Raw genomic sequence first — 11,975 nt, 5'->3', positions numbered from 1 at the left:
GTCCATGTTCAACGTCTCCTCCTGGTCGATCCGCAATCCGATTCCGGCCATCCTGCTCTTCGTGCTGCTCACCCTGGGCGGCCTGCTGAGCTTCCGTGCGATGCAGATCCAGAACATGCCGGACATCGATCTGCCGATGGTCGTCGTCACCGCCAGCCTGCCTGGCGCTTCGCCGGCACAGATGGAAACCGAGATCGCGCGCAAGATCGAAAATTCGGTGGCCGCGATTCAGGGCGTGAAGCATATCTACACCCTGGTGCAGGATGGCACGGCCTCGGTGACCATCGAATTCCGGCTCGAAAAGCCGACCCAGGAAGCCACCGATGACGTGCGCGACGCCGTGTCGCGGATCCGCTCGGATCTGCCCGGCGACATGCGCGATCCGGTGATCGCCCGCTCGTCCATCGCCGGTACGCCGATCCTGACTTACACCGTGGCCTCCTCACGCATGGACGAGGAAGCCCTGTCCTGGTTTGTGGACAACGACGTCGCCCGCTCGCTGCTCTCGGTGAAGGGCGTGGGCGCGGTCAGCCGCGTCGGCGGGGTGACGCGCCAGGTGGGCGTTGAACTGGACCCGGACCGCATGCTGGCGCTGGGCGCCACCGCCGCCGAGATCTCGCGCCAGCTGCGTCAGGTGCAGCAGGAAGCCTCCGGTGGGCGTACCGACCTGGGGGGCGCCGAGCAATCGGTGCGCACCATTGCCACCGTGCAGAGCGCGACCGAACTGGCCGCCATCGAGATTCCGCTCAGTGATGGGCGCAGCGTGCGCCTGGATGAAGTTGCGAACGTCAGCGACACCATCGCCGAGCGCCGCTCGCAAGCGCTCCTGGACGGCCAGCCGGTGGTGGCCTTCGAGATCGTGCGCAGCAAGGGCGCCAGCGAAGTCGACGTCATGAACGGTGCGCGCAAACAGCTCGAGCAATTGCGCGAACGCCATCCGGACATTGCCATCACCGAGGCCTTCAACTTCGTCAATCCGGTGATCGACAACTACGACAGCTCACTGAACCTGATGTACGAGGGCGCACTGCTGGCAATTCTGGTGGTGTGGCTGTTCCTGCGCGATTGGCGCGCCACCCTGGTTTCCGCCACCGCCTTGCCGCTGTCGATCATCCCGACCTTCGCGGTGATGTACCTGATGGGATTCACCATCAACGTGGTGACCTTGCTGTCGCTCTCGCTGGTGGTCGGCATCCTGGTGGATGACGCCATCGTCGAGATCGAAAACATCATCCGCCATCTGCGCATGGGCAAGACGCCTTATCAGGCGGCGATGGAAGCGGCGGACGAAATCGGCCTGGCGGTGATTGCCACCACCTTCACCCTGATCGCGGTGTTCCTGCCCACCGCTTTCATGACCGGCGTGGTCGGCAAGTTCTTTGTCCAGTTCGGCTGGACCGCCGCGATCTCGGTGTTCTTCTCGCTGGTCGTGGCGCGCATGCTCACCCCGATGATGGCGGCCTACCTGTTGCGCGCCGATACCCCCGGGCATGAGCTGGCGCGCTGGGAGCGTCTCTACATGCGTCTGGCCGACTGGTGTCTGGCTCACCGCGTGAAAACAGCCGTGATCACCATCGTGTTCTTCTTCGGTGTGCTGATCGGCCTCACCCCGCTGTTGCCAGCCGGCTTCATGCCGCCGGACGATCTGCCGCAGACCCAGGTGATGCTGACTCTGCCGCCGGGCAGTACGCTGGTGCAAGCCCAGAGCGTCGTGGCGCAGGCCGAGGCCGTGGTGCGCAAGCATCCGCAAGTGAAGTCGGTCTACACCGCCATCGGGGGCGGCGCCTCGGGGGCAGACCCCTTCGCGCCCAAAGGCGCGGCGGAAGTTGGCAAGGCCACGCTGACCATCAATCTCAGCGCGCGCAGCGAGCGGCGCGGGATCAGCAAGCAGGACATCGAGGCCGACTTCCGGCAGCAACTCCAGGACATTGCCGGCGTGCGCATCAAGGTCGGCTTCGGTGGCTCCAGCGAGAAGTACCAGATGTCGCTCGCCGGGGACGATGGCGAAGTGTTGCTGGAGCAGGCGCGCAAGATCGAGCGCGAGATGCGCAGCGGCATTCCCGGCATTGGTGCGATCACCACCAATGCCAGTCTGGTGCGCCCCGAGCTGGTGATCCGGCCGGACTTCGCGCGCGCCGCTGACCTCGGTGTGAGTGCTGCCGCCATCGCCGACACCCTGCGCGTGGCACTGGCGGGCGATTACGATCAGTCGCTGGCCAAGCTCAACCTTGCCCAGCGCCAGGTGCCGGTGATGGTCAAGCTGCGGGATTCGGCGCGCCAGGATCTAGACCTGATTTCGCGTCTGAATGTGCCCGGTGCACGCGGCCCGGTCAGTCTTGCCAATGTCGCCAGCATCACGCTGGATGGCGGCCCGGCACAGATCAACCGTTACGATCGCCGCCGCAGCGTGAACTTCGAGATCGAGCTCAACGGCCAGCCGCTTGGCGAAGTTGAAGCGCTGGTGCAGAAGCTGCCTAGCGTGCGGCAACTACCACCGGGCGTGACCCAGACCGCCTTCGGCGATGCCGAAGCGATGGGCGAGCTGTTCACCGGCTTCAGCATGGCGATGGGCGCCGGCGTGCTGTGCATCTACATCGTGCTGATCCTGCTATTCAAGGATTTCGTGCAGCCGGTCACCATTCTTGCTGCGCTAGTGCTGTCGGTGCCTGGGGCGATCCTGGCGCTGTTCGTGACCCGCAACGCGCTGACCATGCCGGCCATGATCGGCATGATCATGCTGATGGGGATTGCCACCAAGAACTCCATCCTGCTCGTCGAATACGTGATCATGGCCCGCCGCGATCACGGCCTGGGCCGGCTCGACGCCCTGCTGGATGCCTGTCGCAAGCGCGCCCGCCCGATCGTGATGACCACCGTGGCGATGGGGGCCGGCATGCTGCCGATCGCCATCGGCATGGGCACCGACCCGAGCTTTCGCGCGCCGATGGCCATCGTCATCATCGGTGGCCTGATCACCTCCACCTTCCTGAGCCTGCTGGTGATCCCGGTGTTATTCACCTACGTGGATGACGCACGCCTGTGGGCACTCCAGGTGCTGCGCCGCAAGCGTGCCTGATCCGTCACAATACGACCTCTGCAGCAAGGATTCGCCATGAGCCACACCCTGCACACCACGCCCTTCGAACTCTTCCAGCAATGGCTGTCCGAGGCCGAAAAAAGCGAACCCAATGATCCGAACGCGATGTCCATCGCCTCGGTCGGGCCGGACGGCATGCCCTCGGTGCGCATGGTGCTACTCAAGGGTTTCGATGAGCGCGGCTTCGTGTTCTATACGAATCTGGAGAGCCAGAAGGGGCATGAACTGGCGGCGCATCCCAAGGCAGCGTTGTGCTTCCACTGGAAGTCACTCAAACGCCAGGTGCGCGTCGAAGGCAACGTGGAGCCTGTCAGCAAGGAAGAGGCCGACACCTACTACGCTAGCCGCGCGCGTGATTCGCGCATCGGTGCCTGGGCCTCGAAGCAGTCGCAGGTTATGGAAGGTCGCTTCGAATTGGAGCAGCGCGTGGCCAAGTACGCGCTGAAATTCGGCATCAGCGAAATCCCGCGCCCGGAGTTCTGGAGCGGCTTCCGCATCGTGCCGACCAAGATCGAGTTCTGGAAAGACAAGCCCTTCCGCCTCCACGAGCGCATCGTGTATCGCCCGACAGAAGACGGCGGCTGGGACACCAGCGTGCTGTTTCCCTGAGCGGCACCGAACGTTTTCGTAGGTGCGACTTCAGTCGCACAATATAGGTAGCAAGGCCGACTGAAGTCGGCCCCAAGACGACCGCCCCTAGAAAGCTCAAGCGTGCGGGAAGGTCACTACCTGCTCAACATCCAACCGGATGCCGATCGGCTGGCCAATCGTATGGTTGTGGTGACTGGGCACCAGTGACAGCACTTCCGCGCCGCTCGGCAGGCGCAGGGTGTAGAGGATTTCGGCACCCTTGAAGGCCTTGCGGGCCACGATGGCCTGCAGCGGGCTGCTGTCGTCATGCACGATGTCGTCCGGGCGCAGCAGTACGTCCACCACGCATTCGCGGCTGCCATGGCAGCACTCTACCGGTACGTTCGAACTCAGCCGCCCGAGTTCGATTTCCACCGTGGCCGGATCGCGCACCACGCCTTGCACGATGGCGCCCTGGCCGACGAAATCGGCTACGAAGCGGTTCGCCGGCCGGTGGTAGAGCTGCCAGGCATCGGCCCATTGCTGAATGCGCCCTTCGTGCATCACGCCAATCTCGTCCGCCATGGCGAAGGCTTCGTGCTGATCGTGGGTAACCAGAATGGCGGCGGTACCGGCTGCCTTGAGAATGTCGCGCACTTCCAGCGACAGGCGCTCGCGCATCTCACTGTCCAGATTCGAAAAAGGCTCATCCAGCAACACCAGCGCCGGATGAGGGGCCAGGGCGCGGGCCAGGGCTACGCGCTGCTGCTGGCCACCGGAGAGCTCGTGCGGGAATTTCTGTGCTTCGCTGGCGAGGCCGACCAGTTCGAGCATTTCGGCGACCCGTGCTTCGCGCGCCGGCCGTGCCAGCTTGCCGAGGCCGAAGCTGATGTTGGCGACCACGGAGAGGTGGGGGAACAGGGCGTAATCCTGAAACACCATACCGATGCCGCGCGCTTCGGGTGCCAGGTGGGTGTCGGCACTGCCGATCAGACGCGCCTCGAAGTGAATTTCGCCGCCCAGCAAGCGCTCGAAACCTGCAATCGCGCGCAACACCGTGGTCTTGCCGCAACCCGAAGGCCCCAGCAGGCAGGCGATGGCGCCGGGCGCCAGCTCGAAACCGAGGCCACGCACGACTTCATGCCTGCCGTAGGCGAGGCGCAAATCACGGGTTTGCAGGACGGGTGCGGGCATGTGCAGCAATCAGGGCGAGTCAGATGAGAATCATTATAATCTCGACACTCCTCTCTACCGGCACCACGCCCGTGCAGTCTTTCCTCCCGCGCCTGCGTTCCTCCTTCAGCCCGCTCACCCTGATCGGGGGGCTGTGCGCGCTGATCCTCGCCGTGCCGGTGGTGGTGGTGGCCGGCAGCGTGTTTGCAGGCGGCACCGGCGAGACCTGGGTGCATCTGCTGGAAACCGTGTTGCCCGAGTTCGCGCTCAATACCGCGATCATGGTGGTGGCCGTCGGTGCCGGCGTGGCGGTGATCGGCGTGGCCTGCGCCTGGCTTACCACGATGACCGAGTTCCCGGGCCGGCGCGTCTTCGAGTGGGCGCTGATCCTGCCGCTGGCCTTCCCGGCCTATGTGCTGGCCTACGTCTACACCGACTTCCTGCAATTCGTCGGCCCGCTGCAGAGCTGGCTGCGAGAAACCTTCCAGTGGACCCGTGCCGATTACTGGTTCCCGGATATCCGCAGCGTCGGCGGCGCCTGTGCGATGTTCACGTTGGTGCTGTATCCCTATGTTTACATGCTGGCCCGCACCGCCTTTCTGGCCCGCGCTGGCAGCCTCACCGAGGCCGCGCGCAGTGCCGGGCTGGGCCCCTGGGCGGCCTTCGTGCGCATCTCGTTGCCGCTGGCGCGGCCGGCCATCGTTGCCGGCGTGAGCCTGGCGCTGATGGAAACGCTGGCGGACTTCGGCACGGTGTCCTATTTCGCGGTGCAGACCTTCACCACCGGCATCTTCCGCGCCTGGTATTCGCTCGGTGACCGCCTTGCCGCCGCCCAGCTTGCCGCGGCCCTGCTCAGTTGCGTGGCCCTGGTGCTGCTGCTGGAAAAGGCTTCGCGCGGACGTGCCCGCCATACTGCTGGCCAGCGCGCCCGTCCCGGCCGGCGTGCCGAGTTGCGCGGCTTGGCCGCCGCGCTGGCGGGCCTCGCCTGTTTTGTGCCGCTGGCTGGGGGCTTCCTGCTGCCGGGCTACTTGTTGCTGCAGATGGCCTTTCGCGAGGGCGATGCGCAACTGGGCAGCCGCTATCTGGAGCTGGTGCATAACAGTCTGCTGGTGGCCGGGCTCACCGCCGCCTGCGCAGTGCTGCTCGGGCTGCTGCTCGCCTACGCCGCACGCATGAGCCGCTCGCGCCTGCCGGTTGGCCTCAACCGGCTGGTCGGCCTCGGCTATGCCCTGCCCGGCGCGGTGATCGCAGTGGGCATCCTGATTCCGGTGACACGTCTGGATCATGTGCTTGCCGCGTTCATCCATTCGGCCACCGGCAGCAACCCTGGCCTGCTCCTGACCGGCAGTCTTGCTGCGCTGATCTACGCCTACCTGGTGCGCTTCCTCACCGTGGCGCTGGGCACCCTGGAAACCGGGCTGGCACGTATCACTCCGTCGATGGACGAAGCCGCGCGCAGCCTCGGCGCCGGCCGCGCCACCACACTCGCCCGGGTGCACTGGCCACTCTTGCGCGGCAGCCTGCTCACGGCAGGCCTGCTGGTGTTTGTGGACGTGATGAAGGAGCTGCCCGCCACCCTGGTGATGCGCCCCTTCAACTTCGACACCCTCGCCACCCAGGCCTACACGCTCGCGTCAGATGAGCGCCTCACCGAAGCTGCAACGGCTTCGCTGGCCATTGTGATCGTTGGCCTGTTGCCGGTGATCCTGCTCTCACGGCGCATCGGCAGGGCTCAATAAACGCCGGTTTTCCGCAGCAGTCGGCGCTTTCGGCAGCTCATTCTGTCACCCAGAATGAGGGAATGCGCCTCCTTCCTTTCAGCCGAAACTTCAGCACCGAACTGATCCTGCGTCTGGCCATCCCGCTGGGCGCGCTGGCGCTCGGTCTGATGATCCTGCTAGGTGTGCTGGCCGAGAAACGGGAACGCCAGGTCATCGGGGAATCCCTGGCCCGTGCGGCGGCACGCATGGCAGCGACTCTGGAAGCCAATCTTGCCGAGCGTGTGGCAGATGTCGACCTGCTGGCCAGCCACGGAGCGTGGTATCGGGAGAACGACCGGGAAGGCGCCCAGCGGGCCTTTGATGTGATGCGCACGCGCCATCCCGCGTTTGCCTGGATCGGCCGTACCGATGCCCAGGGCCGTGTGCAGGCGGCTAGCGATGGTTTTCTGCAGGGCGAGTCGATCGCCACCCGGCCGGTATTCAGCGAAGGCAAGAAAGGTCTGTTCCTCGGCGACGTGCATGAAGCCGTGCTGCTCGCGCGCCTGCTGGGACCACCGCCGGACGGCGAGGCGGCCTTGCGCTTCATCGACATTGCCCGCCCGGTGTATGACCAGCACGACAACTATGTCGGCGTGCTGGCGACCTATCTGTCGTGGAGTTGGGTGCGCCAGTTCTTCGAACAGATGCTGACCGATTTTGATCGTGTGCGTGGCGTCGAGCTGCTGATCCTCAATCATGAAAACCGGGTACTGGCCGGCCCGGACCCGCAGGTCGGACGCATGCTCGCGCTGGAGGGAATGGCTAAGCCTGACGGGGCTGGCAAGGCGCATTGGCATGAAGCAGCCTGGCCCGACGAGCCGCGCCATCTGTTTGCCTGGATCGACATGCCACCTCCCGACCATCTGGCTGCGCTGGGCTGGCGGGTACTGGTACGCCAGCCCAGCGACCGGGCTTTGAGCCCGGTACGCCAGCTACGCATCCAGCTAGCTATCGCTGCACTCCTGCTGACGCTCGGTGTGACAGGCCTGGCCTGCATCCAGGCCCGCCGCATTACCCGTCCGCTGGCGCGCATCGCGCAGGCCGCCGAAGCCATCACCGAAGGCGCCGAGCCACGGATTCCGGCCAGCGATTCTCATCTGTCTGAGGTCGATAGTCTTTCCGGCGCGCTGCAGCACATGCTGGACACCCTGACGCACCGGGAGCAAGCGCTCGATGACATGCAGCAACTCGCCCACCGCGATGTCCTCACCGGCCTGCACAACCGACGTGCGCTGGAGTTGCACATGGAGCTTTCGGCTGAACGAGCCCGCCGCAGCGGCGAAGGGCTGGCGGTGCTGGCCATGGATCTGGATGGCTTCAAGGCGGTGAATGACAACCACGGCCATGGCATTGGCGACGCGCTGCTGCGTGATGTGGCGCGACGTCTGCAGGAGGTGGTGCGTAGCGGTGAAATGCTGGCGCGCCTGGGAGGGGACGAATTTGTGGTCCTGGTGGTGGCACCGCGAGCCCAGCTGCATCAGGTGGGAGAGACCGTGGCGCAGCGCATCCTTGGCTGCTTCGAACGGCCCTTCATGGCGGATGCGCAGGCGCTGCGGGTGGGTTGCAGCCTCGGCGGTGCGCAGGGCGCTGCAGACGACCATCCGCAGGACATCCTTCGCCGCGCCGACGAAGCGCTGTACATCGTCAAGCGCAGCGGGCGAGGGCGCTTTCAATGGTGGACCGGGCAGGCATGAAAAAGCCCCGCACAAGGCGGGGCTTTTTGCTTCGAACCTGATTTGCTCAGCGCCAGCCAGCGCGGTCAAAGATCTTCTGCGCGGTAATCGCGCCCTTCGAGGTCTTGCCGATTTCCAGCGTATCCGCCTTGAACGGGCCGAGGCGTTCCAGCGCCGGGTTCTTCACCTTCACGCTGGGCACGGTGGGCCATTCGTTGTTGCCGTCGGCAAAGTAGATCTGGGCTTCGTCGGAGGCCAGATATTCGAGGAACTTCACGGCCGCTTCCTTGTGCGGTGCGGTCTTGAGCATGCCGCCACCCGAAACATTGATATGCGTGCCCCAGCTCTGCTGGTTCGGCCACACCACCTTTACGGCTTCCATCGCCTTGCGGTCTTCCGGGGCGGAGGAGCGCATCATGCGCGCCACGTAATAGGAGTTGGCCAGCGCCACGCCGCATTCACCCGCACCCACGGCCTTGATCTGATCGGTATCGCCGCCCTTGGGGGCCCGCGCGAAGTTGGCGACCAGCCCGCGCACCCAGGCTTCGGTCTTAGCCTCACCTTCGTGAGCAATCATCGCTGCGCCGAGGGACAGGTTGTAGGGATGCATGCCACCGCGCACACAGACCTGTCCTTTCAGCTTCGGATCAGCCAGTTGCTCGTAGGTCTGCACGTCTTCGGCCTTGATCGACAGCTTGTTGTACACGATCACACGGGCACGCGTGGAGAAGGCAAACCACTCGCCGGTGCGCAGGTGCGCCGGGATGCGGCTGTCCAGCACTTTCGATTTCACTTCGGCAAAGATGCCCAGTTCGTCGGCCTTGGCCAGACGCGTGGCGTCCACGGTGATGAACACGTCGGCCGGGCTGTTCGCGCCTTCGTTCTTGATGCGTTCGAGCAGCGCGTCTTCCTGCGCCTCGATGCGGTTGATCTTGATGCCGGTGGCCTTCTCGAAGTTCTTGTAGAGGGCTTCGTCGGTCTGGTAATGGCGGGCCGAATACAGGTTCAGCTCGGTATCGGCAGCCTGGGCGGCCATGCTGGCAAGGCCGCCCAGCAGGGCAGCGGCGAACAGCTTATGCATGAAGACTCTCCTGAAGGGGAAGATTGGGAGCGGCTTTTGATCATACGCAGCGGTGTTGCTTAATGCAAACCATTCTCAAATGGAGTAAAAAACAAAGCCCGTCGAAGCGGGCTGTGTTTATCTACGGCGTGCTTACCAGATCAGCCAGATCCCGGCGATCACCAGTAAGGTCAGACCCAGCAGCTTGCTTTTCTGCTCATCGATGAAGCGTTGGCGCACGGCTGCGCTGACCGGTGGCTGGTGATGCAGCTCCTCACGCAGACTGGGCGTACTGCGGCGGGCCACTGCGGCGCTGTGACGCACCAGGCCTTCCGGCATGTTGCCCATGATGGTGGTTGGCGTGGCATAGGCCGAGGCATCCATCGGAATCTGCTTCTGGCTCTGGCGACGCTCGCCCGCGCGGCGTTCCATGGCTACGCCGCATACCGTGCAGCGTGTGCTGCTGGCCTGACGGCTACCGCACTGGCCGCAGCGTACATATTCGATGACGCTGCTGCCGGCCTTCGCTGCGGGCACGGCAATCGGCTGTGCAGCGCGTGCCGGCTGAGGCACATGGCGCATCACTGGTGCGCTTTCCGCCGGAGCCGCCGGGCGCATTTCCTCAGCCTCATCCGTGGTGCCGGGCAACTCGAACTGGGTCTGGAGCAGGCCGGCGTAAGGATCCTCACTGGTCTTGCGGGGTACGGGTGCGGCAGCGCTCACTACGGCAGGCGCTTCGGTCTCGACTTCCAGATCGATCTGCATGCCGATGCGAGCCAGTTCCACCACATAGCGGCTCCCCACATCGGAACTCACTCCGCGCTTGAGAACGGCCTTGCTGCCATCAAAGATGCGCACGATCTGCGCCGGATTCAGCTTGAGGCGAGCGGCGGCGGCCTGCATCACGGCGGCGCGCGTAAAACCATCGAGGGTGCGCCCCCAGAACACGACCTTGAACGTAGCCAGTGCCTGTACCGAGGCGTTGCCCCGTGCGATGCGGGCCATTCCGGCATTCATGCCGAGGCCGTGCAGCACGGACAGATAAAGCTTGGCGGACTCTTCAGTGACGCCCTTCTTGAGCACAACCTTGCGGCCACTGAACAGGCGTTCGACCTGCGGCGGGTTCAGCCCGAGGCGCTTGGCGACGGCTGCCTGTACCTTTTCCGGCGCATGCCCATCCAGCAGGCGACCACTAAATACAATGTTGTACATCGAGATTCCCCCGCAATTCTTCTTGTTCCCCGCCGCAAGCGGGTGTTTTGAATCATCTTGGGCAATCTTAACCTGCAGGCCCATTAGGGCATTCACCAACCGCGCCAGACTTTTGCCGCCGAGAAGTTGAGCGTCGCCTATGTACAACAAAAGTACTATGCCTACAGGCTCAATGTTTCATCACGACCGGGCTCGGGGCAGGTCGTCCCGGCCGCATCACGGGTCAGCGCATGAGCCCCCAGACCAGGGCTGCCACGACGACAGCGGCGGCGATCAGCAGTGGCAGGCGGGAACGCCGGGCGGGTGCTTCCTCCTCCTCCTGCAGCTCCTGCTCTTCCATCAGGGTGTGCAGCGAGGGCCCTTTGGCACGCGGCCTTTCCTGTGGTGACAGATAGGGGCGGGCCGCTTCGGCCGGTGTCACCAGCGTGGTGGGTGCAGCATCGTGGAACACGGGTTGGCGGCCGCCATAAGGCCGACGTGCCGGCAAGTCGACACCACACTTCGTGCATTGCGCGGCCTGCGGCTGATACAGGCCGCAGCGCGGGCAGTTCAGGTAGCCGTCCTGATTGGCTGACGCATACCCTTCGGTGCCACGCCGTGCGGGCGGCGGTGGCATGACCGGAACGGGCATTTCCTCGGCGGGCTCCTCATGCGCCACGTTCGAAGATACGTCGTAGCCAGAAAATGCCGTACCCGAGAGATCACAGGCCGTGCGCAACAGGGCGCCGAACTGCGGATCATCTTCCCCCTCCGAAGCCGGCGTCTGGGCCTCCAGCGCGGCGGCAGCCTCCGGCGCGGCCTGCTCCATTTCGAGTTCGATCTGCATGCCGATCAGCGCCAGCCCCACCACCAGGCGAGAGCCCTGGTCGCCGGTGATGCCGCGCTTGAGCACGACCTTCGAGCCGCTGAACATCTGCATCAACTGAGCCGGACTCACCCGCAGGCGCTTGGCGGCGGCGGCCATCACGGCGGTGCGTTCGAAGCCGGGCAGCAGGCGTCCCCAGAACACCGCCTTGAACTCGCTACCGTCTTTGCGCGGCGCCTCTTCCTGCGCCAGCGGCACCAGCCGGGCGTCCAGCCCCATGCCGCGCAGCTCGGTCAGATAAGCCTGGCTGCTGGCTTCGGCGACTGCTTTCTTGAGTACCACGGTCTTGCCCGTAAACAGGCGGTCAACCTGTTTTTCCTGCAGACGCAGGCGCACCGCGACATCCATCCGTACGATCTGCGGATCAAAGCCGGGTAGCAAGACTCCGTTGAACTCGATGCGATACATCACTCCCCCTGCGCTTTCATGGCCGATCGCGAATCCGGCAAATTTTTTGTGATTCGCGATTATGCCTAGAGTGACTTTTCATGCCCTTGCTTGCCCGCAAGTTCCGACGAACGCAGGGCTTCTATCTGTGACAAAAGTCACGCTCGTAGTCCATGTC

General features: G+C 64.5%; 8 protein-coding genes. 4 read left to right on the top strand and 4 right to left on the bottom strand.

What is annotated here, in order from left to right; genetic code table 11:
- Positions 1-4 precede the first annotated feature (4 nt).
- Together Q3Y64_RS09530 and pdxH are read left to right on the top strand one after the other, a co-directional pair.
- Positions 5-3,076, top strand: coding sequence for an efflux RND transporter permease subunit (locus tag Q3Y64_RS09530; RefSeq protein WP_101940442.1), 3,072 nt, complete (start codon positions 5-7; stop codon positions 3,074-3,076).
- Positions 3,077-3,112: 36 nt separating this feature from the next.
- Positions 3,113-3,706 (top strand): pyridoxamine 5'-phosphate oxidase, encoded by a 594-nt coding sequence (gene pdxH, locus Q3Y64_RS09525; RefSeq protein ID WP_303561312.1) that lies wholly within the window; start codon positions 3,113-3,115, stop codon positions 3,704-3,706.
- 96 nt (positions 3,707-3,802) lie between these two features.
- On the opposite strand, the gene Q3Y64_RS09520 is transcribed toward pdxH, so the two are convergent.
- Positions 3,803-4,861, bottom strand: a complete 1,059-nt coding sequence (locus Q3Y64_RS09520; protein WP_303561309.1) for an ABC transporter ATP-binding protein — start codon at positions 4,859-4,861, stop codon at positions 3,803-3,805.
- A 92-nt stretch (positions 4,862-4,953) separates the two neighbouring features.
- Here Q3Y64_RS09520 and Q3Y64_RS09515 point away from each other — a divergent pair, with 92 nt between their 5' ends.
- Positions 4,954-6,579, top strand: a complete 1,626-nt coding sequence (locus Q3Y64_RS09515; protein WP_303561709.1) for an iron ABC transporter permease — start codon at positions 4,954-4,956, stop codon at positions 6,577-6,579.
- Positions 6,580-6,641: 62 nt separating this feature from the next.
- A complete protein-coding gene (locus tag Q3Y64_RS09510) occupies positions 6,642-8,294 on the top strand; it encodes a GGDEF domain-containing protein (protein WP_303561307.1) in 1,653 nt (550 codons plus the stop codon).
- A 46-nt stretch (positions 8,295-8,340) separates the two neighbouring features.
- On the opposite strand, the gene Q3Y64_RS09505 is transcribed toward Q3Y64_RS09510, so the two are convergent.
- The 3 genes from Q3Y64_RS09505 to Q3Y64_RS09495 form a co-directional block, all read right to left on the bottom strand.
- Entirely contained in the window at positions 8,341-9,354 is a 1,014-nt protein-coding gene (locus Q3Y64_RS09505; RefSeq protein WP_101940437.1) for a Fe(3+) ABC transporter substrate-binding protein, read from the bottom strand.
- Between the two features lie 132 nt (positions 9,355-9,486).
- The gene (locus Q3Y64_RS09500) at positions 9,487-10,545 is read right to left on the bottom strand and encodes a hypothetical protein (protein WP_303561304.1); all 1,059 of its coding nucleotides are present in this window, start codon (positions 10,543-10,545) and stop codon (positions 9,487-9,489) included.
- Between the two features lie 223 nt (positions 10,546-10,768).
- The gene (locus tag Q3Y64_RS09495; protein ID WP_303561303.1) at positions 10,769-11,818 is read right to left on the bottom strand and encodes a hypothetical protein; all 1,050 of its coding nucleotides are present in this window, start codon (positions 11,816-11,818) and stop codon (positions 10,769-10,771) included.
- Positions 11,819-11,975: the final 157 nt, after the last annotated feature.

Origin of the sequence: Uliginosibacterium sp. 31-12 (assembly GCF_030548425.1) — a bacterium.
Classification (GTDB): domain Bacteria; phylum Pseudomonadota; class Gammaproteobacteria; order Burkholderiales; family Rhodocyclaceae; genus Uliginosibacterium; species Uliginosibacterium aquaticum.
Note: the sequence above shows the minus strand (reverse complement) of the source record. Positions and strands in the feature narration are given on the sequence as shown.